At 70.2% G+C, this 21,835-nt stretch carries 19 protein-coding genes; 6 read left to right on the top strand and 13 right to left on the bottom strand.

Annotation, left to right across the window (positions count from 1 at the left end; all coding sequences use genetic code 11):
• Positions 1-45: 45 nt before the first annotated feature.
• Positions 46-927 (top strand): dihydropteroate synthase, encoded by an 882-nt coding sequence (gene folP / locus AFR_RS20210; protein WP_023362652.1) that lies wholly within the window; start codon positions 46-48, stop codon positions 925-927.
• A gap of 1 nt (position 928) precedes the next feature.
• Here the strand turns inward: folP and AFR_RS20205 are convergent, their stop codons facing one another.
• From AFR_RS20205 to AFR_RS20185, 5 genes are all read right to left on the bottom strand, one after another.
• Entirely contained in the window at positions 929-1,660 is a 732-nt protein-coding gene (locus AFR_RS20205) for an SDR family oxidoreductase (protein WP_023362651.1), read from the bottom strand.
• Positions 1,661-1,738: 78 nt separating this feature from the next.
• On the bottom strand, positions 1,739-2,800 hold the full coding sequence (locus AFR_RS20200; protein ID WP_023362650.1) for an amidoligase family protein: 1,062 nt from the start codon (positions 2,798-2,800) through the stop codon (positions 1,739-1,741).
• Positions 2,797-3,471: a hypothetical protein gene (locus AFR_RS20195; RefSeq protein WP_023362649.1), complete on the bottom strand. Its 675-nt coding sequence runs from the start codon at positions 3,469-3,471 to the stop codon at positions 2,797-2,799. Before AFR_RS20195 ends, AFR_RS20200 begins: the two co-directional genes overlap by 4 nt.
• The gene (locus AFR_RS20190; RefSeq protein ID WP_041842455.1) at positions 3,468-3,986 is read right to left on the bottom strand and encodes a SigE family RNA polymerase sigma factor; all 519 of its coding nucleotides are present in this window, start codon (positions 3,984-3,986) and stop codon (positions 3,468-3,470) included. Before AFR_RS20190 ends, AFR_RS20195 begins: the two co-directional genes overlap by 4 nt.
• A gap of 42 nt (positions 3,987-4,028) precedes the next feature.
• On the bottom strand, positions 4,029-4,598 hold the full coding sequence (locus AFR_RS20185; RefSeq protein ID WP_023362647.1) for a TetR/AcrR family transcriptional regulator: 570 nt from the start codon (positions 4,596-4,598) through the stop codon (positions 4,029-4,031).
• A 70-nt stretch (positions 4,599-4,668) separates the two neighbouring features.
• Between AFR_RS20185 and AFR_RS20180 the strand changes: the two genes are divergently transcribed.
• A complete protein-coding gene (locus AFR_RS20180) occupies positions 4,669-6,087 on the top strand; it encodes a DHA2 family efflux MFS transporter permease subunit (RefSeq protein ID WP_023362646.1) in 1,419 nt (472 codons plus the stop codon).
• 35 nt (positions 6,088-6,122) lie between these two features.
• On the opposite strand, the gene AFR_RS20175 is transcribed toward AFR_RS20180, so the two are convergent.
• Both AFR_RS20175 and AFR_RS20170 read right to left on the bottom strand, forming a co-directional pair.
• A complete protein-coding gene (locus AFR_RS20175; RefSeq protein ID WP_023362645.1) occupies positions 6,123-6,506 on the bottom strand; it encodes a MerR family transcriptional regulator in 384 nt (127 codons plus the stop codon).
• A 9-nt stretch (positions 6,507-6,515) separates the two neighbouring features.
• Positions 6,516-7,973, bottom strand: coding sequence for a SulP family inorganic anion transporter (locus AFR_RS20170; protein ID WP_023362644.1), 1,458 nt, complete (start codon positions 7,971-7,973; stop codon positions 6,516-6,518).
• 186 nt (positions 7,974-8,159) lie between these two features.
• On the opposite strand from AFR_RS20170, the gene AFR_RS20165 reads away from it, so the two are divergent.
• Positions 8,160-9,845, top strand: a complete 1,686-nt coding sequence (locus tag AFR_RS20165) for a glycoside hydrolase family 99 protein (protein WP_023362643.1) — start codon at positions 8,160-8,162, stop codon at positions 9,843-9,845.
• Positions 9,846-9,935: 90 nt separating this feature from the next.
• On the opposite strand, the gene AFR_RS20160 is transcribed toward AFR_RS20165, so the two are convergent.
• The 4 genes from AFR_RS20160 to AFR_RS20145 form a co-directional block, all read right to left on the bottom strand.
• Positions 9,936-10,493: a SigE family RNA polymerase sigma factor gene (locus AFR_RS20160; protein ID WP_023362642.1), complete on the bottom strand. Its 558-nt coding sequence runs from the start codon at positions 10,491-10,493 to the stop codon at positions 9,936-9,938.
• Complete coding sequence (locus AFR_RS20155; protein WP_023362641.1) at positions 10,490-11,080, bottom strand: permease-like cell division protein FtsX; 591 nt, start codon at positions 11,078-11,080, stop codon at positions 10,490-10,492. The genes AFR_RS20160 and AFR_RS20155 overlap by 4 nt, the downstream gene beginning before the upstream one ends.
• Before the next feature lie 132 nt (positions 11,081-11,212).
• Positions 11,213-13,000, bottom strand: coding sequence for a LamG-like jellyroll fold domain-containing protein (locus AFR_RS20150; RefSeq protein WP_238547309.1), 1,788 nt, complete (start codon positions 12,998-13,000; stop codon positions 11,213-11,215).
• 107 nt (positions 13,001-13,107) lie between these two features.
• A complete protein-coding gene (locus AFR_RS20145) occupies positions 13,108-15,120 on the bottom strand; it encodes a neutral/alkaline ceramidase (protein WP_041842451.1) in 2,013 nt (670 codons plus the stop codon).
• A gap of 124 nt (positions 15,121-15,244) precedes the next feature.
• Here AFR_RS20145 and AFR_RS20140 point away from each other — a divergent pair, with 124 nt between their 5' ends.
• Positions 15,245-16,252 carry a LacI family DNA-binding transcriptional regulator gene (locus tag AFR_RS20140; RefSeq protein ID WP_023362638.1) on the top strand — a complete coding sequence of 336 codons (1,008 nt, stop codon included), beginning with the start codon at positions 15,245-15,247 and terminating at the stop codon, positions 16,250-16,252.
• 667 nt (positions 16,253-16,919) lie between these two features.
• On the opposite strand, the gene AFR_RS20135 is transcribed toward AFR_RS20140, so the two are convergent.
• A complete protein-coding gene (locus AFR_RS20135) occupies positions 16,920-17,960 on the bottom strand; it encodes a hypothetical protein (RefSeq protein WP_023362637.1) in 1,041 nt (346 codons plus the stop codon).
• Positions 17,961-18,104: 144 nt separating this feature from the next.
• A complete protein-coding gene (locus tag AFR_RS20130) occupies positions 18,105-19,496 on the bottom strand; it encodes a cation:dicarboxylate symporter family transporter (RefSeq protein WP_041842450.1) in 1,392 nt (463 codons plus the stop codon).
• An 85-nt stretch (positions 19,497-19,581) separates the two neighbouring features.
• Here AFR_RS20130 and AFR_RS20125 point away from each other — a divergent pair, with 85 nt between their 5' ends.
• Together AFR_RS20125 and AFR_RS20120 are read left to right on the top strand one after the other, a co-directional pair.
• The gene (locus AFR_RS20125) at positions 19,582-21,153 is read left to right on the top strand and encodes a sensor histidine kinase (RefSeq protein WP_023362635.1); all 1,572 of its coding nucleotides are present in this window, start codon (positions 19,582-19,584) and stop codon (positions 21,151-21,153) included.
• Positions 21,150-21,833, top strand: a complete 684-nt coding sequence (locus AFR_RS20120; RefSeq protein ID WP_023362634.1) for a response regulator — start codon at positions 21,150-21,152, stop codon at positions 21,831-21,833. The genes AFR_RS20125 and AFR_RS20120 overlap by 4 nt, the downstream gene beginning before the upstream one ends.
• Positions 21,834-21,835: the final 2 nt, after the last annotated feature.

Below are 21,835 nucleotides of genomic sequence, written 5' to 3'. Positions count from 1 at the left end.
GAGCCCGAATTAAGGGGATCCTCGCCGCCGGGTTACTCTCCCGCTGTGAGCGACTACGCACCCCCGCTGATCAGCGCTGACCGGGTCATCGGCGGCCGGGCGTACGACTTCTCGCGCCGGGTCGCGGTGATGGCGATCGTGAACCGTACGCCCGACTCGTTCCATGACAAAGGCCGTACTTTTGCGCTGACCAAGGCCCTCGACGCGGTCCGGGCGGCGGCTGACGCGGGCGCCGACTGGATCGACATCGGCGGTGTGCCCTTCGCTCCCGGCCCCGACGTCTCCCCCGCCGAGGAACTCGACCGGGTCCTACCTGTCGTCGAGGCGGCCCGGGATCTGGCGGTCGTCTCCGTCGACACCTACCGCCCGGAGGTGGCCCGCGAGGTCATCAAGGCCGGTGCGGGCGTCGTGAACGACACCTCGGGGCTGCGCGATCCGGAGATGGCCGACGTCGTGGCCGGCACGGACGCGTCCCTGGTCATCACCCACAGCCTGGCCGCCCCGCGCACCCTGCACCCGAGCCCCCGCTACGACGACGTGACCGCCGAGGTGGGTGCGTTCCTGCGGCAGCGGGTCGAGCTCGCCCTGGCCCGCGGTGTGCGCCCCGACCAGATCATCATCGATCCGGGTCACGACCTGAACAAGAACACGTACCACTCGCTCGAGCTCACCCGCCGGCTGCGGGAGATCACCGCGATCGGCTATCCGACGCTGGCCGCGCTCAGCAACAAGGACTTCATCGGCGAGACGCTCGACCGCCCCCAGCAGGAACGCCTGGTGGGAACGGTCGCGGCCGTCGTCTTCTGCGTGCTTCAGGGCGCCCGCATCGTCCGCGTGCACGACGTCGCAGCGGCCGTGGACGCGGTCCGGATGACCGAGGCGATGCTCGGCCTGCGGGGTCCCGTCCACGCCCGGCACAACATCTGACTCACCAGGGGACCTCTCCCTCGTCCTCGAAGAAGCCGCCGGTCGGGCCGTCGTCCGGCAGGGTGGCGAGCCGGATCGCCGTCGCGGCACCCTGTTCCGGCGTACGCACCCCGCGGAAGCCGTTCAGGTCGGTGGCCACGAACCCCGGGCAAGCGGCGTTGATCAGGATGTTCGTGCCCTGGAACTCGCGGGCGTACTGGATCGTCACGGCGTTCAGGAAGGTCTTGGACGGCGAGTAGGCAACGGCGATCGGTCCGGTGGTGAGCTCGCGACCCACCCCCGACTGCCGGGCCAGGGACCCGACGCTGCTGGACATGTTCACGATCCGCGGTGACGCCGACCGCCGCAGCAGCGGCAGCATCGCGTTGGTGACCCGGACGACGCCGATCACGTTGGTCTCGACGACGGTCCGGATGATCGCCGGGTCGACCCGCGACGGCTCCTGCGGCCGGCCACCGGTGATGCCGGCGTTGTTGACCAGCACGTCGAGACGTCCGCCGCGCTCCTCGATCAGTCGCGCGGCAGCGGTGACGCTGTTGTCGTCGGTCACGTCGAGGGGCACCCCGAACGCGTCCGCGCCGCCCGCCCGGAGTTTCTCCACCGCGGCCTCGCGGCGTCCGTCGTCGCGGGCACCCACGCCGACGGCCCAGCCGAGAGCGCCCAGGCCCGCGGCGATCTCGTATCCGATTCCCTTGTTCGCGCCGGTGATCAGCGCAACGGTCTTCTCGCTCATGCCTCGATGCTGTCCGCACCCGGGGCCGACCTCCAAGACCGTCTGGGTCAGCCCCGATACCCTGGAGGTATCGAGGCTTCAGCGGCCGGCCAGCGCCTCGGCGGCCAGCCCGAGCAGCCCGTCCACGGCCTCGGACGGATCGTCCGGTGCGGGCGGGATCGGCTCCGCGGCGAGGCAGCGGTCGAGGAGGAGCTCGACCAGGGCCGCGCGGTTGAGGATGTCGCCCGTGTCGATCGCACCGGGCAGGATCCTGATCTCGATCGTGTCCCGGACCGGGGTGTCCCGCAGCAGCTGGGTCAGGTTGACGTCGAAGAACTTCGTCAGCCCACCCTCGTCCGCCGCCGTGACCAGGTCGTCCCACGACGGCTCGCCCGCCACGGCGTCGACCAGCGGCTGCGGCAGCGGCGCCAGCCGGCGGCAGGCCGGGTTGGTCTGCAGCACCACGCGCAGCGGCTCCCGCCAATAGGCGAACAGCCGCACGACGTTGGCAAACGCGTGCGGGTCACGGAACGGCGCGCCGTCCAGGTGCAGGTGCACGGCGGCCTCGACCGGCACGGTGAAGCCGAGCTCCCGGGCCGGTCCCAGCAGTTCCTCGAGCGCGGCGCCGTGATCGCCCGTGAGCGGCGGCGTGACGATCTCGCAGGGTCGTTCGCGCTCGGCGCCCTGCGGCACGGCCAGCGCGATGGTCGACCCGCCCGCGTCGTCGAGCCGGAACACCCCCGAGATCTCCTCGACGGTGGTCCCCCACAGCTTCGCCGCCGCGTTGAGCACCGTGTCGATCCGGCCGGCCGGATCGCAGTGGGCCTCGAGCAGTCGCAGCAGCCGGGTGTCGTCGCTGAGCACACGGAACCAGCCCGGCAGCACGGGTGCACGCCGGTCGAGCCCGTCGCTCAGGGTGATGTCGTCGACGAGCAGGCAGAGCGGGCTGCCATCGGCCCGGCTGACCTCGAAACCCTGGGTGAGGTGCAGGAACCGTCCCAGCCCGGGGACCAGGGACGGTTCGCTGTCGTGATGCCACACCGGCCGGACCTGGCCGCCGTGACGGGCGGCCAGATCCTGGGCCAGGGTGCGCCGGCTGACGCCTGGCGGGGCCATCAGCTCGATCTCGAACCCCGTACGCCGGTGCAGCACCGGTGTCACGGCTTGAGCGGCAGGGTCTCCCCGGCCAGCAGGCGCTTGCCGCCGGCCACCTTCGCGTCGTACGCGGTGTCGAGCTTCCAGATCTTCGAGAGCTTGACCGCGTCCTCGACGTCGTAACCGGCCTCGAAGAAGGCGTTGACCTGCTTCTCCTTCTTGGCGTCCACCACGTTGGCCGGGTTCGGCTTGACGGGGAGCTTCTTGCCCTGGATCAGCTTCTTGCCGGCGGCGATCTTGACCGCGTCGATGTCGCTCTTGGGCATCTTCCAGATCTTGGCCAGCTTCTCGGCGTCCGCGAACTCGTAGCCGGCCCCGAAGAAGGCGTCGTACTCCGCCTGGTGCGCGTCGACGATGTTGACGGGCTCCTCCGACTCCTTCGGCAACGCCGACGGCTTCACGGACGGGCTCGCTGCGGGGGCGGCACCCACCTGCATGTTCGGCGCGGTCGCCACACTGTCGTTCGGCGCGGAACCGGGGAACAGCGACGGGACGCTGAGCACACCGGCGATCAGGCCGGCGCTGAGCACCGCGCCACCCGCGACCTGGGCGCCACGCCGGCGCCACTGATATCCCTTGGCCAGCTCCTGGACCCGGGCATAAACCTGGGCCGGATCCGGGGCCTCGTTCTCATGGGTCTCGAAGGCTCTGCGGAGCTGGTCTCCGTGGTCGGTCACGACTTCTCCTCGGCGTGGATCCTGGTCTGCTTCTCCGACGTGAGCCGAAGACTCTTCAATGCCCTCGAGGCGTGGCTGCGGACCGTGGCCGGCGAACAGCCGATCAGGTCGGCGATCGCCTCGTCCTCCAGTTGCTCGTAATAGCGCAGCACGAGCACCGCTCGTTGCTTGCGCCCGAGCGTGGACAACCGGTTCCACAGCTCGTCGGCCTCCACGACGTCCTGGGCGTGGTCGTGCACCCCGCCCCGGGCATCGTCGATGTCGACGAGTCGTTCGCCGACGGCATGGACGTTGCGAGCCGCCCAGCTCCGCCGCCAGGAGAGGTACTCGTTGAGCACCATCCTGCGCACGTACGCCTCGGGTGAGTCAGCGCTGTCTATCCGTCGCCATTTGACCTGCGCTCTGGCCAGCACCTCCTGCACGACGTCCTGCGCCAGATCACGATCGCCCGTCAGGACGACCGCGTAGCGCAGCAGACTGGGAAGCCGGGCCACCGCGAATTGCTCGAAGGTCACATCCACTAGAACGCTTCCTCGCCGCCGTGTGTGCAGTCGTGATCAGAAGTTTTTTGCGGCCGGTTCCTTGTCGTCGCCGAGACTGCCGACCAGCGCGGCGAGCGGGCCGTCGGTGGCCACCGCACCCGGCCCGACGGCGTTCATCGCACCCAGCACCGTCAACAGCATGCCGTAGGCGAAGAAGTCGCGGGTCTCTTCCGCGCCGGCGCCGGTCAGCTCGCGCACCACGCCGTAGAGCCGGCCGAAACAGTCCCGGACCACCGGGCCGATCGCCGGGTCCGCGGCGGCCGCAAAACCGTGCAGCAGAACCGTGATGAGCTCCCGCTCGGCCAGCAGCTCGTCGTAGGCCGAGCCCAGCGCGGACAGGTCGGCCTGCTGTGCGGCGGCGGCGCGGAACCGCTCCTCGATCCGGCTCGACGCGTGCTCCACGGTCGCGATGAACAGCTGCTGCTTGGTGCCGAAGAGCCTGATCACGTACGGCTGGGAGACGCCGGCCAGGCGCGCCACCTGATCGGTGGTGGTGCCGGCGTAACCACCGGTGGTGAAGGCCGTCAGGGCGGCCCCGAGCAGCTGCTCGTGGCGCTGCTCGGCGGTCAGGCGGGTCCTCGTCATGTTGACAGGTTATCAGTTGATAACTTAAGTTCAGCTCGTAGTTATCAGTGAATAACAACTAGGAGCTCCCATGAGCACCCTCGCACCCGAGCGGCCCGCCGAATCAGCGGACAACCGCAGGTCCCGCCCCCTCGCGGCGGTGCTCGCCGCCGTGGGCATCCCGATCTTCATGGTCACGCTGGACAACCTGGTGGTGACCACGGCACTGCCGGTCATCCGCACCGAACTGGGCGCCTCCCTCACGGACCTGCAGTGGTTCGTGAACGCGTACACGCTGCCCTTCGCGGCCTTCCTGCTCACCGCGGCCGCGCTCGGCGACCGCCTCGGCCGCCGCCGGATGTTCCTCGGCGGCATCGTGCTCTTCACCCTGGCCTCGGCCGCCGCCGCGCTCAGCACCGAGGCGTGGATGCTGACCGCCGCCCGCGCCGTGCAGGGCCTCGCCGGTGCCGCCGTCGCCCCGCTCTCCCTGACCCTGCTGGCCCAGGCGGTTCCCGACCGGATGCGCAACGCGGCGGTCGGCATCTGGGGCGGCATCAGCGGTCTCGGCGTCGCGGTCGGCCCGGTGGTCGGCGGCGCGGTCGTCGAGGGCCTCGACTGGTCCTGGATCTTCTGGCTCAACGTGCCCGTCGGCGTGATCGCCGTGGTGCTGGCCGCGACCGTGCTGCGGGAGTCCCGTGGCGGCGCCGTCCGGCTCGACCCGCTCGGCCTGCTGCTCTCCGCCTCCGGCATGCTCCTGCTCGTCTGGGGTGTCGTCGACGGCCCGGACCATGGCTGGTCGTCGGCCCGCGTCCTGGCGATGCTCATCGGCGGGGTCGTTCTGCTCGGCTCGTTCATCGCCTGGCAGCGCCGCAACTCGGCACCGATGCTGCCGCTGTCGCTCTTCCGCTCCCGTGGCTTCAGCATCGTCAACGTCGTCACGCTGACCTTCTCCGCCGGTACGTTCGGCGCGGTCTTCCTGCTCGCCCAGTTCTTCCAGGTCGTGCAGGGCCTGAGTCCGCTGGACGCCGGCATCAGGACGCTGCCGTGGACGATGGCGCCGATGGTCGTGGCGCCCCTCGCGGGCATCTTCGCCGACCGTCTCGGCCTGCGGAACCTCATCGTCGCCGGGCAGACGCTCCTCGCTGCGGGCGTCCTCTGGATCGCCCTGGCCTCGACCACCACGGTCGGCTACGGCGACCTGGTGATCCCCTTCGTCCTGGCCGGCGTGGGCATGGGCCTGACCTTCGCGCCGATCAGCACGATGGCCCTCGCCAGCGTCTCCGCCCGGGAACGCGGCGTGGCCTCCGGCGCCAACAACACGATCCGCGAACTGGGCGTGGCCGTCGGCGTCGCGGTCCTGGCCTCGGTCTTCAGCTCGTACGGTGACTACAGCAACCGCCAGTCCTTCGTGGACGGTCTCGTGCCGGCGGTCGTCGTCGGCGCCTGCATCATCGCGGCCGGCGCGATCCTCGCCTGGTGGCTCCCCCGCCGCCCGGTCGCCCAGGACTGATCCGCATCATGACGCCGGGGCGGTCCGCCCCGGCGTCAGCCGTGCACGTCGATCTGGTCCTGGATCTGCCGGGCGAAGCCCTCCGCGGTGTCCAGCTGCTCCCGCAACGCCTGCACCCGGACCAGCGCGGCCTCGTGGAACATCGCGAGCCGGTCGCGCAGCGCCGCCAGCTCGTCGCCGCGGGCGGTGCCGGCCTCCAGGGCGTCGAGCACCTCGAGCAGGTCCCGCATCTCCTCGAGGGTGAAGCCGAGCGGCTTCATCCTCTTCACCACGGCGAGGCGGGCCAGGTCGGGCTCGGTGTAGAGCCGGAAACCGCCGTCGCTGCGGGCCGACGGGGTGATCAGGCCCGTCTCCTCGTAGTGGCGGATGGTCCGGATGCTCAGCCCGACCCGCTCGGCGGCCTCACCGATCTGCATCATGACGTCACGTTAGTGGTTCGCACGCAGATGCCCGGCCAGGGCGTCGTGCATCCGCGCGCTGGGCTCGTTCAGGCCGACGATCTGCACCGTCTTGCCCCGCGCCTCGTACCGGGTGGTGACCGCGTCCAGGGCGGCGACCGAGGACGCGTCCCAGATCGTCGCCGCCGACAGGTCGACGACCACGGTGTCCGGGTCGCCCGCGTAGTCGAACTGGTGCACCAGATCGTTGCTGGACGCGAAGAACAGCGCTCCGTGCACCGCGTAGACGCGTCGCGCGCCGTCCTCGTCCAGGGTGCTGGTGACCTCGGCCAGGTGCGCGACCCGCCGCGCGAAGATGACCATCGCGGCCAGGACACCGAGGACCACGCCGATGGCGAGGTTGCGGGTCAGCAGGGTCGCCGCGACCGTCACCACCATCACGACGATCTCGCCCGCGGGCATCCGCCGCAGGGTCGCCGGCGCGATGCTGTGCCAGTCGAAGGTGGACACCGACACGATGATCATGACGGCGACGAGCGCGGCCATCGGGATCAGAGCCACCACGTCACCGAGCGCCACGACGAGCACCAGCAGGAAGACCCCCGCCAGGAAGGTCGAGAGCCGGGTCCGGGCGCCCGAGGTCTTCACGTTGATCATCGTCTGGCCGATCATCGCGCAGCCGCCCATGCCCCCGAAGACGCCGGTGACGATGTTGGCCACACCCTGGCCCCACGACTCCCGTGTCTTGTCCGACCGCGTGTCGGTGATGTCGTCGACCAGCTTGGCCGTCATGAGCGACTCCATCAGCCCGACGAGGGCGATGCCCAGGGCGTACGGGGCGATGATCGTGAGGGTCGCCCAGCTGAAGGGGACGTCGGGGAGGCCCGGGACCGGGAGGCTGTCGGGCAGCCGGCCCTCGTCGCCGACGGTCGGCACGGTCACGTGGGTGAGGACGGCGAAGCCGGTCAGCAGCACGATCGCGACCAGCGGCGCGGGCACGACGGTCGTCAGCCGCAGCAGCAGCACGATGATCGCCAGCGCCACCGCCACGAGCGGGTAGACCAGCCACGGCACACCGATCAGGTGCGGGACCTGCGCCGTGAAGATCAGGATCGCCAGGGCGTTCACGAAGCCGACCATGACGCTGCGCGGGATGAACCGCATCAGCTTCGCCACACCGAGAACAGCCAGCACGATCTGCAGGAGGCCGCCGAGGATGACCGCGGCGATCAGATGGTCGAGTCCGTGTTCGCGGACGAGCGGGGCCACGACCAGGGCGATCGCGCCGGTCGCAGCGCTGATCATCGCCGGCCGGCCGCCACAGATCGCGATCGTCACCGCCATCGTGAAGGACGCGAACAGCCCGACGCGCGGATCCACCCCGGCCAGGATCGAGAAGGAGATGGCCTCGGGGATCAACGCGAGCGCGACGACGAGGCCGGCGAGCACCTCGGTGCGCAGCACACGCGGGGACAACAGGGTCGACATGATCCGGAACCCTACTCTCACGTAAGGGTAGAGATCTCAGAGCCTGCTCCCCCGCTTTCTTTCGGGATCATGGCGCGAATGTTTCAGACCTTGGTTCAACTATTGCGGGAATGTGTCGCGCACTGCCACGATGACCGTCGATCCGTCATCCCCACTCCGTCGAGTTCGGATCAGAGGAGCATCCCCGTGCCCGTATCCCGTCGTACGCTGCTGTCCACTGTGGCCGCCGGCTCCGCCGCGGCCTCGATCCCCGCCGTCCTGACCGCCGCCGGACCCGCCGCCGCGGCCTCACCACCCGGTGACGTCGTCGGCAAGATCAGCGTCGGTTACCAGGGCTGGTTCTCCTGCCCCGGCGACAACGCCCCGATCGGCGGCTGGTGGCACTGGAGCCGCGACCGCTTCCAGCCCCCGTCACCCGGCAACACCACGATCGTGTCCTGGCCGGACCTGACCGACCTCACCCACGGCTACCCCACCGCCTACCCCAACCTCGGCAACGGCCAGCCCGCGCGGCTCTTCTCGTCCTACGACCAGCAGACGGTCGACACGCACTTCCGGTGGATGCAGCAGTACGCCATCGACACCGCGGCGCTCCAGCGGTTCAACCCCTTCGGTGACGAAGGGCCGACCCGCGATGCCATGGCGGTCAAGGTCCGCGGCGCGGCCGAGGCCACCGGCCGCAAGTTCTACATCATGTACGACGTCACGGGCTGGACGAACATGCAGTCGGAGCTCAAGACCGACTGGACGACCAAGATGTCCGCGCTCACGGCTTCCCCCGCGTACGCACGGCAGAACGGCAAGCCGGTCGTCTGCATCTGGGGTTTCGGCTTCGACGACCCGGGCCGGCCCTTCGCACCGGGACCGTGCCTCGAGGTCATCAACTGGTTCAAGGCCCAGGGCTGTTACGTCATCGGTGGTGTCCCCACGTGGTGGCGTCAGGGCATCAACGACTCCCGCCCCGGCTTCGGCGACGTCTACCACGCGTTCAACATGATCTCGCCGTGGATGGTCGGCCGCGCGTCGACACTCGCGGACCTGGACTCGTACTACGCCAACGCCAACGTCGGCGACTACGCGGACTGTCAGGCGCACGGCATCGACTACCAGCCCTGCGTACTCCCGGGTGACCTCTCGTCCGGGCACCGCCGCCACGGCGACTACTACTGGCGCAGCCTCTACAACATGATCCGGCTCGGCTCGCAGGGCCTCTACGTCTCGATGTTCGACGAGTTCAACGAGGGCAACCAGATCGCCAAGACCGCACCGACCGCCGCCTGGGTCCCGGCCGGCTCGGGCATCCGCGCGCTGGACGAGGACGGCACCGCCTGTTCCTCCGACTACTACCTGCGCATCACCACCGACGGCGGCCGGATGCTCAAGGGCCAGCTTCCCCTGACCGCCACCCGCCCGACCCCGCCGATCGTCACCGGCAACCCCGACCCGGGACCCGATCCGACCCGCGACCTCGCCGCCGGCCGCCCGGCCGCGGAGAGCAGCCACACCCAGGTGTACGGCGCCGGCAACGCGGTCGACGGCAACCCCGGCTCGTACTGGGAGAGCGCCAACAACGCGTTCCCCCAGTGGCTGCAGGTCGACCTCGGCTCGGCGACCGCGGTCGCGCGCGTCGTCCTGAAGCTCCCGCCCGGCTGGGAGACCCGCACGCAGACGCTGCAGATCCAGGGCAGCACGGACGGCGGCTCGTTCACGACCCTGTCCGGCTCCACCGGCCGCACCTTCAACCCGGCGACCGGCAACCAGGTCAGCGTCACCTTCACCCGCGCCACCGTCCGCCATGTCCGGGTGACCTTCACCGCCAACACCGCGTGGCCGGCGGGCCAGGCCTCCTCCTTCGAGGTCTACGCGGCCTGACCCACCTCTGCGGCTTCCATCCTCAGCCGCAGAGGCCCGGTGGCGGGCCGGTGTCCTCCGGCGCCGGCCCGCCACCCGCCGGGCCCGGCTTCACGGGTCCGGGAAGTCGTCGCCGAGCAGGGCGCGCAGGCGGCTCAGGGCGCGGGCGTTGCGCATCTTCACCGCCGAGGGGGTCACGCCGAGGATCTCGGCGACGGTGTCGACGCTGTGGTCCTCCCAGTGGCGGAGCACCACCACGGCCTGGTCGTGCACCGGCAGTGTCGCCAGAGCCTCCAGCAGGGTCACCGACAGTTCGCGGGTGCTGCCCGCCGGCCGCGCGGGCGGTTCCGGCAGTTCGGCCAGGACGACCTCGGAGTCGCTGCGCCGCTTCTTCTGGTCCAGGAGCGTGTTCATCAGGACCTTTCTGCTGTACGCCTCCAGATTTGCGGTGCGCCAGATCCGGGACCACGACGCGTACATCTTGGCCAGGGTGGTCTGGGTCAGGTCCTGGGCGAGATGCCAGTCGCGGCACATCAGGTACGCGAGCCGCCGCAGCCGGGGTGCCGAAGCCGCGACGAACGCGGTGAACTCGGCGTCGCGGGCCGCACGCCCCGTCAGCGGGAGGGCGCGTTCACTGCTTTCGGAGGACACCACCGACACGTCGGTCACTCGCCCTCCCAGGAGCACAGGTTGCCGACGACGTCCTGCACGCCGGGCTGCTTCTGCAGCATCGTGGCCACGGCGGGGAAAGCGTTCTGCTGGGCCAGCGCGACCCGGAAGGACTCCGGCAGCGCCGCGGGCCCGACCGACTTGACGAAGTCCGGCGAGTCCTTCCACAGCTCCACGAACTTCTGGTACGCCTCCTTGCGGTCCTCGAAGCGGAACTCGCGCACACGGGGGTCGTGGGCCAGTACGGCTCGCAGGTCGTCGCGCTGCCCGGTGGTGATGTCATCGGTCAGGAAGATCGACACGTCGGTGGCGCGCCGGTCCGCCGGTGTCGAGCAGCCCGGCTTGACCGGCACGCGCAGCGCCGCACCCGCCTCCACCTGCGCGGCCGGGTCCGGCCCGGGCGCGATGACGTTGAGCGCGACCACAACGGTGGCCGCCACCGCGGCGGCCGTGGCGCCCGCGAACAGCCGGCGCTTCCGTCGCAGCCGCGCGCCGTCGGTCATCGCCGCCTCGGCCAGGCTCCCGGCCGGCAGTGCGGGTTCGTCGTCGAGGGCCTCCGCGAAGAGTCCTCGCAGGTTCTGGTCCAAAGTTCACTCCCGGTGATTCGGTGGCTTCCCCCTCAAGGACGGGGTCGGCCCCCGGATCGGTCACTGACCGTACCCGGGAACGGCGAAGGGGGCCGCAGTCCTTCCGGACCGGGCCCCCTTCGACGGGCGGCGTCAGCCGATGCTGATCCAGACATCGTCGATGCTGCCGTGGAACTGGTCGTTGTTGGCACCGGTGCCCTTGCCGCCGAGGCTCAGCGGCTGCGGCGTGACGACCTCGAGCGCGGCCGGCACGGTGGTGCTGCCGGCCTCCTGGTCGTCGACGACGATCGTCAGCTCGGTGCCGGCGCGGCGGCACTCGAGGGAGTGCCAGTCGCCGTCGGCGACCGAGCTGGTGCCCTTGGCGACGTGGATAGCGGAGGCCGTCTTGTCGCTCATGACGCAGGTCGGCTTGCCGGAGATGCCGTCGATCTGCAGCTTGTACTGGCCACCAGCGGTCGAGAAGCCCTTCTGCATGACGTTCTCACCCGACGAGGTCTCCGCCGGGGAGAGCAGCACGGCCGCGCCGTAGCTCAGGTTCTTCGTACCGGGGTTGAGGTCCGGCACGTCGGTGGCCTGCAGCACGACCCGGGGGCAATTCGCTCCCGAGCACTTCCGGGGGAACGCGAGACCCTGGCCGTTGCCGTGCCGGACGGTCTGCAGCGCGCCCCCGTTGACGGCGAGCGTCTTGAGCAGGTGCCCGTTGCCGGAACCGTCGTCGAACGTGCCGTCGGTGACCGTCGAGTCGAAGTTGTACGCCGCCACGTACGGCGACGGCGGAGCGGGCGGGACGACCGGGGAGGTCTCACCGGCCCTGGGGCCGCCGAACGACGCGTACCGCTTGCGCGCCGCGCCGCTCATGGTGGTGAAGTCGCCGCCCGCGCTGAGCAGGCCGTTCGCCGGGTTGGCGGCCAGCGTGCGGACACCCACCACGCCGTTGCCCTGCGGCGCCCAGTCGGTCAGGTTGCCCGCGCCGTCGACCGCCGCGAGCTTGACGCGCGGCACGGAACCGTCGGTGCAGACACCCTTGACGCCGTTGTTCGTGGTCGTGCAGGCCTTGTCGAAGTGGCCGCCGACGTAGGTGATGCCGCCCAGCGTGGTGATGGCCTGCGCGTCGCCGTCGAAGACGCGGGTCCAGCGGGCCGCGCCGCCGAACGTGTAGGCGACGGCCCGGCCGCCCTGGCCGCCGAGGGCCGCGTAGACGCCGTTCGCGTCGGCCGCGAGGGCGAAGACCTTCGAGACAGGCTTGGGCAGGAAGCTGCGGTCCACGGCACCGGTGACACCGTCGACCGCGCTGAGGCGCAGCGTCGAGCTCACACCGTTGGTCTTGTGGAACGCGCCGCCGAGGAACACCCGGGTGCCCGCGACGGCCAGCGCGTCGACGGCCACGTCGGTGGTCGGCGCCCAGGTGTCGAGCGCACCCGTGGCAGTGCTGAACGCGGCCAGGTTCGTCCGCGGCGCGCCGTCGACCGCGGTGAGCCGCCCGGCGACGTAGAGCCGGCCGTTGGCGACGGCGAGAGCGTTCGGCTGGCCGAGAACCGTGTGCTTGAGCGCGCCCAGCTTGCCGGTGGTCGCGTCGAGGGAGGCCACGGCGTCCCGGGCCATCCCGGCGACCCGGTCGAAGTCCCCCGCGGCATAGACCGTCGGACCGTCCGCGGCGAGGGCACGGACGGTGGCGTCGGCGCCGGGGTTCCAGTCGAGCAGGCTGCCCGTCCGCGCGTTGAAGGCCGCCAGCCGCTCCCGCTTGACCGTCTTGGTGCCGACGATCGCGCCGGTGAAGGAGCCGCCGACGTAGACGACGTCGCCGCTGTGGGCGACGGCGTACACCGGGCCGTTGAACGAGGGGGCCGGCGTGGGCGTGCTGGACACCACCTCGGCGAGCGCGGCGCCCCCGGCGGCGACGACCACGGCGGAGATGCCCACGATCACGAACCGGCGTACTGCGGATTTCCTGCCATTTCGGTTATTGCGCACAACAGGTGTCAACGGCGCTCGCGCCCAAAGGACGCGAGCGCCGCCACGGGCGACCGCTATGGAGTGACGGTGAAAGTGCGGCTGGTTCCGGTGAAGGGCCGGATCGTGCCGGTCAGGCCCTTGGCATCCCCGTGATGCACGATCCTGTACGTGCCGGTCGCCGCGTCCGCGGGAATCGTCCAGGTGATCTGCGCCGTGGAGACGCCGAGATACTCGCGCTTCCACCGGTACAGCGTCTGCCACTCGGAGTCGGTGGCCACCGTCTGCCAGATGCTGCCGTTCTGCCGCTGCACCTCGAGGAACGTCCCCTCGTCCCGCAGGTTGTTGTTCGGGTGCCCGGTCACGAAGTCGGCCCGCACGTCCGCGCCCCGGGCGTACGAGGCGGCGGGCTGGGTGACGACACTGCCGAACGACTTGCCCAGCGGCGGGGTGTCCAGCACGACACCGGGCCGGACACTGAACCTGTTCTGCGCGAGCGACGGCGGCTGCACCGCGCTGGGTGTGGCCTGCCCGTCCCGCAGCGCGGCCGCGATCTTCGCCAGCTCCTGCGCGTACGCGGACTGCGTGTACCGCCCGAAGTGTGTCGCCGCGCCCTCGTAGTGCTGGAGGTCGTACTCCTCGGGCGTGGTCACGTATCCGGCGTAGGCGTTCGCGTACCCGGCCAGGATCTGGTGGGTCGTCACGCCGCCGAGCTGGGCGGCGACCGCGTCCTGGACCCGCTGCCCGGCGACGATGGTGAACTCGCCCGGCGCGGTCGTGATGGCGAGCTGGCCGATGCGCAGGACCTGCAGCGGCATGACCTGCGGCGTCCACGGCGGGTTCTGGCTGCCCGTGCCGAGGAAGACGTCCTTCGGCGCCTGGCAGGCGCGGACGGCGGCCGGTGTCGGGTTGACCACGATGCCCGCGACCAGCAGCAGCGGGTTGGTGTTCAGGTCACCCTCGTCGACGATCGGCGGGCCGGGCCCGTCCTCGGCACCCGCGGTGAAGTTCTGCCCGAGCGCCCCGGGACACGTCGTGTGCGCCTGCCCGTCCGGCGTGTACGCGCCACCGACCTGCACACCGGAGAAGTCGACGTACCGGCCGCGCGCGGCGATCGGCCCGGACAACTCCTCGGTGGCGCTGTCGAACAGTTGCTGCGCCTTGCCGGCCTGCAGCTGCCCGATGATCCGGGTGTTCTCGAACTCGTCGTCGGTCGGCCCCTGCGCGCCGCCGTTCCGCAGGTTCGGCGACATGTCCCCGGCACTGGTCTGCGCGAACGCGGCCACGAAGTCACCCCGGTGCGCCCAGTCGACGCCGTGCACCTCGTCCTCGATGACGTGCGCCGCGTACCCCTTGTTGTCGGCGCTGATCAGGTGGTTCGCCGGGGTCATGGACGTGCCGTGCGTGGCGAAGAAGTCGATCAGCCCGACGGGCCGCCCGCCCTGTTCGAACCTCAGCACGGTCATCCGCGTGTCGACCGCGTCCGGGAAGCGCGCCTTGTCCGCCGCCGGGTTGGCGTTGAACGGCTCGATCGACCGGTTCACGTTCGCCCCGGCCAGGTTCCCCTCGGCGATCTTCACACTCCCGGGCGCGAGGTCCGCGTCGGCGCTGTCGACCGCCCGCACGATCCCCGCCACGATCGCCTCGAAGACCGGCGCCTCGAACCCGAGCGTCGTCAGGTTCCACAACATGTACTCCGAGTAGCCCCCGGGCGCCGAGTGCGTGTGCGTTGCGGTGAGCACGACGTTCTGGTCGGTGTAGGTGCTGCCGTGCTTGGCCCGCAGCCGCTTGAGCACCTCGACCTGCACAGCCTGCGTGACGAAGTCGATCTCGGTGCTGACAAACGCGACGTGGTTGCCGGACCCGTCGGCGACGACAAAGGCCCGCGCCCACAGCCGCGAGGCCAGGCCGGCGGTCGTCTGGGTGGGGTCGGCATAACCGAGCATGCCGACCTCGGCGGCCTCCCCGGTGATGTCACCGATGCCGACCCCCACCTGATATCCCCCGGGCGCGGCGGCCGCAGCGGGCCGGCCCGGTGCGGGAATCACGAGCAGAAGCAGTGCGGCGAATGCGGGCAACAGACGTTTCACGGGCACCTCCGGGCACACACCGAGGGCGATCAATATTCGCAGACATTAATGCGTTTCATGTTTTCCCGCAGGGACTGTGGAATACTTCCGAAAACTGCACCCGAAACTTACGAGGAGAACGCCCGTGGCCCGCGTGACCATCGCCGCGATCGCCCGCGAGGCCGGGGTCTCGGTCCCCACGGTCTCCCGGGTGCTCAACGGCCGCGCCGACGTGTCCCCCCAGACCCGCGAAATGGTAGAATCCCTGCTCAAGCAGCACGGATACCGCCGCCGCGCGTCCCGCCAGCAGGCCGGCAAGGCCGCCCTCGTCGACCTCGTCTTCAACGACCTCGACAGCCCCTGGGCCGTAGAACTCATCCGCGGCGTCGAGGACGTCATGCACACCTCCGGCGTCGGAACAGTGGTCTCGGCCGTCCACCGCCGCTCGACCGCCACCCGCCAATGGCTCCAGAACCTGTACGTCCGCGCCTCCGACGGCGTGATCTTCGTAACGTCCGATCTGACCACCCCGGTCTACGCCGAACTCCAGCGCCTCAACATCCCGGTCGTCGTCATCGACCCCGCCGGCGGCGCCGCCATCGACGTCCCCACGATCGGCGCCACCAACTGGGCCGGCGGCCTGTCCGCCACCCAGCACCTCGTCCAGCTCGGCCACCGCAGAGTCGGCTTCATCGCCGGCCCGAAAAACATGCTCTGCAGCCGCGCCCGCATGGACGGCTACCGCGCCGGCCTGGAAGCCGCCGGCCTCAAACCCGACGAAGACCTGGTGCGCCAGGGCGACTTCCTCTACGACTCCGGATTCGCGGGAGGCGCCTCCCTCCTGGACATGGACTCGCCACCAACAGCCATCTTCGCCTCCAGCGACACGATGGCCCTGGGGGTCCATGAAGCGGCACGACAGCGCGGCCTCCGCGTCCCGGACGACCTCAGCGTGGTCGGCTTCGACGACCTCCCGGAAGCACGGTGGGCGTCACCGCCCCTGACCACGGTCAGGCAGCCGCTGGCAGAAATGGGCGGCCTGGCCGCAAGAACAATCCTGCGCCTGGCCCAAGGCGAAGAAATCCAGACCCCAAGAATCGAACTGGCAACAGAACTCGTGGTCAGAGACAGCACCAGGGCGCCAGCGCAGTAAAGGCCGACCATCTACGGAGCCCCGCACGGTGGCTACGGATCACAGCCACGACGAACATCCCACAGTGCCAGCCCTTGACCTGACCTCGGCCATTGCCAAAAGCCGTCACGGACGCCGAGCCCAGCCCCGACGAAGGCCACCCCCTCGCCGTTGCCAGGGGTAACCGCAAAGGGATGGGCTCAAGGTGGGGGAACATCCCTCAGCTCCCTACGAGCCAGGACCCTCCCAATGCCGTGACAAAGCTCCGGGAAGGGATGGGAGAGGTTTACTGCGCACCGGCGGCGGGGGTGATCTCCGTCGACGGCAGGCCAGGCATCCCGTCCCAGGCCGAGCACCACTCCCGGTCAGGTCAAAAGATGGCACTGTGGGATGTCCGTCGTGGTCAATTTCCGTAGCCACCGTGCGGGGCTCCGTAGATGGTCGGCCATTCGTTCATGCCTCCTACGGAGCCCCATTTGCGTCGCCAGCGCGCGGGCTCGGTAGATGGTCGGCCATTCGTTCATGCCTCCTACGGAGCCCCATTTGCGTCGCCACCGTGCGGGGCTCCGTAGATGGTCGGCGTTTCGTTCATGCCTCCTACGGAGCCCCATTTGCGTCGCCACCGTGCGGGGCTCCGTAGATGGTCGGCCTTTACTTCTTGCCGTCCTCCTACGGAGCCCCTTGGTTTTTAGTCTTCGATCGGCGGGGCGGTTTCTGCTGCCTTCTTGAGGGCTGCCGTTTCTGCTGTGTACGGGTTGTAGGTGTACGTCCTGTTGTTGTCGCCGGGGATGGTGAAGTATTCGGCGTTGAGTTTTGCCGGGTTGGTGGCGATCTCGCCGCGGCCGGGGAGGTCGTCGGGGTCGTCCCAGCCCCAGGGGGCGTTGGCGGAGTTCGTGCCGCAGGAGTAGGTGCCTACGCCGCAGTCGCCGGAGGTGTCGCCGGCGAAGGTGCCCAGGGAGGCGAAGAGGTTTGTGTTGGCGCGCTGGGACCACATGCCGCCGGCGGTGAAGATGTCGATGAGTTCGTACTTGACGTCGCGGTCGTTGGTGCTGGACGGGGTCTCGCCCTCGGCGGCCGGGTAGTAGACGATGCCGTCGCCGTTGATTTTGTACTGGGGGTAGGCCTTGAGGCCGTGGCCCTGGGTTTCCTGGGCGGTGACCGGGTGCTGGAAGTCGTCGTGGGGTGACGACTGGAGCTGGAGGGTGCCGTCGATGGTTTCGCGGCCGTTCGTCCAGGTGCTGCCGGACGGGGTGTAGGAGTAGAAGCTCGTGTGGGCGACCGTCACCGCCGAGCGCAGCACCCCGTACGTGGAGCCGTTCTTCTCGATGGCGAGCTGGACGCCTTCTCCGTCGTTTTCGTGCTCGGTTTCGAAGAAGGGGTGGTCGACCCAGTCGCGGGGGTGGAAGAAGAAGTAGGTGACGAACCAGTGGGTGCTGGTCTCCGCGACGGAGTAGTACGCCGCTGCGGAGAAGGAGACGCCGGACTGGGCTGCGCGGTCCCAGTTGTTGCGGCCGTTGAGGTCGCCGTCGAAGTCGATGCGGGTGATGTAGTCGGACTTGCCGCCGAGGGCGTGGCTGCCGGTGGCGTCGACGTCCTGGTAGTGGATCGGCGCCCAGCGTAGCGCCAGTTCGGACCGGCTGACCGCGGCTGCGGCGGGTGCCGGGGCGGTGAAGCCGGCGGAGACCAGCGCCAGAGCGAGCGCGGCCGCGATCCTGCCCTTACCGAGCATGTGAGCTCCCACGTTCCGTTTGGATAGACCGTGGGCAATGTAAGAGATCGACGGTGCTCGGTGTGTGTCCGCTGTGGAACGTTCAGGTGGCGGCGCACCGAAGAGTTGCCGCCACCCCGCCGTGCGACGGGGTGGCGGGGAACCTCAGGGTGCTTTCGGGGCGGCCGGGACGGGATCTGTCACCGCGGCCGGTTGGTCGGTGGGGTCGCTGTCGTGGTCGAGCATCGTCGTCTCGTCGAAGGGGTCGCCGCCGGCGAGGACCAGCGCCGCGCGTTCACGGTCGAACTCGCGGGTCCAGGTGCCGATCAGGACCGTGGCGACGGCGTTGCCGGCGAAGTTCGTCAGGGCGCGGGCCTCCGACATGAAACGGTCGATGCCGACGATGAGACCGACACCGTCGAGGAGTTCCGGGCGGTGACTCTGCAGGCCGCCGGCCAGGGTGGCCAGGCCGGCGCCGGTGACACCGGCGGCACCCTTCGAGGCGACGATCATGAAGACGAGCAGGGAGATCTGCTCGCTCACCGACAGGGGCTGACCCATCGCCTGGGCGACGAAGAGCGACGCCATCGTCAGGTAGATCGCCGTGCCGTCGAGGTTGAACGAGTACCCGGTCGGGACGGTGATGCCGACAACGGGTTTGCTGACACCGAAGTGTTCCATCTTCGCGATGAGGCGCGGCAGCGCCGACTCCGACGACGACGTGGACACGATCAGGAGGAACTCGCGGCCGAGGTAGCGCAGCAGGCTGAAGATGTTGATGCGGGCGACGAGCCAGAGCAGCACGCCGAGCACCACGAAGACGAACAGCGCGCAGGTGGCGTAGAAACCCAGCATGATCTGCGCGAGGCTCTTCAGGGCGTCGACACCGGTGGCGCCGACGACCGCCGCCATCGCGCCGAACGCGCCGATCGGGGCCAGCCACATGATCATGGCGAGGATCTTGAAGACGAGGCGCTGGATGACGCCGACCGCGCGGAGCACGGGTTCGCCGCGCGAGCCCATGGCCTGGACGGCGAAGCCGACCAGGAGCGCCACGAGCAGCGTCTGCAGCACCTCTCCCTCGGTCAGGGCCGAGAGCAGGCTCGTCGGGATGATGCCGAGGATGAAGTCCGCGGTGCTCTCGGCGGCCGTGTCACCGGCCGCCTTCTGGCCGGCCTCCGCGACGGCCGGGCCCAGGTCGAGACCGGCGCCGGGGTGGATGATGTTGCCGACGACCAGGCCGATCGCGAGCGCGACCGTCGACATCAGCAGGAAGTAGCCGAGCGCCAGACCACCGACGCGGCCGACCTTGGCGGCCTGGCGGACCGAGCCGACACCCAGCACGATCGTGCAGAAGATGACCGGGCTGATCATCATCTTGATCAGGTTGACGAAGCCCGTACCGATCGGGCGCAACTCGACCGCGAAGTCCGGGACGAGGAAACCGACGGCGATGCCGAGGATGACGGCGACGATCACCGCCAGATACAGGTAGTGGGTGCGGTCCCGCTTGGCCGGAGAAGCCGGGGCCGGCGGGGCGGAGCTCTGGCTGTCCATGCCGCAGACTGTGGCCCGGGTCTCACCGACAAGCACTATTACGTTCATTCTGTTCACCACCGCGACCACGACTGGAAACCATTCGATGACACGACGCTGGAGTATCGCCGGGGAGCTGTTCGCCCTCCAGGTGCTGGTCGTGACGCTGCTCGTCGCCAGCGGGACAGCCGGCGCGGTCCTGCTCGCCCGGAGCGACGGGCACGACGCCGCCGTCGAGGAGGTGACCGCCGTGGCCGAGACGATCGCCCTCTCCCCCGTCGTCGTCGAGGCGCTGCGGTCGAGTGATCCGTCCGCGCTGCTGCAGCCGTACGCGGAATCGGTCCGGGACGCGACCGAGACCGACTTCATCGTTGTCATGGCACCCGACCGGACGCGGTACACACATCCCATCCCGGACCTGATCGGGCAGCCGTTCGCAGGCACCGTGGCCGGCGCGCTGGCCGGTGGGACGGTCGTCGAGCAGTACCGCGGCAGCCTCGGCGAGTCCGTCCGCACGGTCGTCCCTGTGCGGGCGGGCGACGGCAGCATCGTCGGGCTGGTGTCGGTCGGCATCACCGTCGAGGCCATCAACCGCAAGCTGCTGCACCAGGCGCCGGCGGTGGCGGCGGGCACGACGGCCGCGCTGCTGCTCGCCGCGGCCGGAGCGTGGCTGCTCAGCCGCCGTCTGCGCCGGCAGACCCACGGTCTCGGGCCGTCCGAGATGACCCGGATGTACGAGTACTACGACGCGGTGCTGCACGCCGTCCGGGAAGGTCTGGTCGTGGTCGACCGCGACGGGCGGGTGGCGCTGATGAACGACGAGGGGCGGCGTCTGCTCGGGCTGAGCGAGGACACACCGGTGGACCGCGGTGTCGACGAACTGGACCTGCCGGCGGAGGCCGCGGCGCTGCTCACCTCGCGCCGGTCGACCGTCGACGAGCCCGTCCTGGCCGGGGACCGGGTGCTCGTGGCGAGCCAGCGGGAGACCCGCTTCGAGGGCCGTACGCTCGGCACCGTGCTGACGCTGCGGGACCACACCGAGCTGCGGGCGCTGACCGGCGAGCTCGACTCCGTCCGCGGCCTCACCGAGGCGCTGCAGGCCCAGGCGCACGAGGCCGCCAACCGCCTGCACACCGTCCTGACGATGGTCGAGCTCGGCCGCACCGAGGACGCGATCCGGCTCGCGACCGACGAGCTGGCCCTCGCGCAGCAGCTGACCGACCAGGTCGTCGGCGCCCTGACCGAGCCCGCCCTGGCCGCCCTGCTGCTGGGCAAGTCGGCGCAGGCCGGCGAGCGCGGCGTCGAGCTGTCGGTGGACGAGCTGTCACGCGTCGACGGAGAGGCGCTCCCGAGCCGTGACCTGCTCACCGTGGTCGGCAACCTGGTCGACAACGCGCTCGAGGCGGTCGCGGCCGCGCCACCACCGCGCCGGGTCAGCGTGCTGGTGCGGCAGGATGACAACGAGGTGCTGGTCCGGGTGGCCGACACCGGGCCGGGCATGACACCCGAGCAGGCCGCCTCCGCGTTCACCCGCGGCTGGACCACCAAGGGTCCCGGCCACGGCATCGGGCTCGCCCTGGTCAGACAGGTCACCGAACGGTACGGCGGCAGCTACGAGGTCACCCCGGCCACGGGCGGCGGCGCGGTCCTGACCGTACGGCTGCCGGTGCCGTCGTGAGCGCGATCCGGGTGCTGGTGGTCGAGGACGAGCCGCTGATCGCCGAGGCGCACAAGGCGTACACGGAGAAGGTCCCGGGTTTTGCGGTGGTGGGTGTGGCGCACACGGCCCGGGACGCGATGACCGCCCTGCGTGCCGGTGCGGTCGACCTGGTGCTGCTCGACCTGAACCTGCCGGACAAGCACGGGCTGGAGATCGCGCGGGCGCTGCGGGCGGCGGGTAGCGGGACGGACGTGCTGGCCGTGACGTCGGCCCGCGACATCGCCATGGTCCGCGCCGCGGTGGCCCTCGGGGTGACGCACTACCTGCTCAAACCGTTCACGTTCGCGGCGTTCCGCGACAAGCTCGACCGGTACGCGGAATATCGCCGGCAGCTCGTCGAAGGCGGTGAGGTGGCGGCGCAGCACGAGATCGACCGTGCCTTCGCCACGCTGCGCGGCGCACCGGTGGATTCGCTGCCCAAGGGCCTCGACACGCGGACCCTCGACCTGGTCCTGGGGGCGCTGCGGGCGGTGACCGGGCCGGAAGGCCTGTCCGCCGCCGAGGTCGCCGCGCGGATCGGCGCGTCCCGGGTGACCGCGCGGCGTTACCTCGAACATCTCGCCGACGCGGGCCGCGTCATCCGCAGCCCGCGGTACGGCGGCCCTGGCCGGCCGGAAGTCGCCTACCGGCCGGCGTGAGG

The sequence above is a fragment of the Amorphoplanes friuliensis DSM 7358 genome (assembly GCF_000494755.1).
In the GTDB taxonomy this organism is placed as follows: domain Bacteria; phylum Actinomycetota; class Actinomycetes; order Mycobacteriales; family Micromonosporaceae; genus Actinoplanes; species Actinoplanes friuliensis.
This window is presented reverse-complemented; position numbering and strand designations above follow the sequence as displayed.

Excerpts from the sequence above, each read along its gene's own strand:
- AFR_RS20205 (WP_023362651.1), bottom strand. The coding sequence starts at position 1,660 with ATGAGCGAGAAGACCGTTGCGCTGATCACCGGCGCGAACAAGGGAATC.
- AFR_RS20185 (WP_023362647.1), bottom strand. The coding sequence starts at position 4,598 with ATGACGAGGACCCGCCTGACCGCCGAGCAGCGCCACGAGCAGCTGCTC.
- AFR_RS20180 (WP_023362646.1), top strand. The coding sequence starts at position 4,669 with ATGAGCACCCTCGCACCCGAGCGGCCCGCCGAATCAGCGGACAACCGC.
- AFR_RS20175 (WP_023362645.1), bottom strand. The coding sequence starts at position 6,506 with ATGATGCAGATCGGTGAGGCCGCCGAGCGGGTCGGGCTGAGCATCCGG.
- AFR_RS20170 (WP_023362644.1), bottom strand. The coding sequence starts at position 7,973 with ATGTCGACCCTGTTGTCCCCGCGTGTGCTGCGCACCGAGGTGCTCGCC.
- AFR_RS20135 (WP_023362637.1), bottom strand. The coding sequence starts at position 17,960 with ATGCTCGGTAAGGGCAGGATCGCGGCCGCGCTCGCTCTGGCGCTGGTC.
- AFR_RS20130 (WP_041842450.1), bottom strand. The coding sequence starts at position 19,496 with ATGGACAGCCAGAGCTCCGCCCCGCCGGCCCCGGCTTCTCCGGCCAAG.
- AFR_RS20125 (WP_023362635.1), top strand. The coding sequence starts at position 19,582 with ATGACACGACGCTGGAGTATCGCCGGGGAGCTGTTCGCCCTCCAGGTG.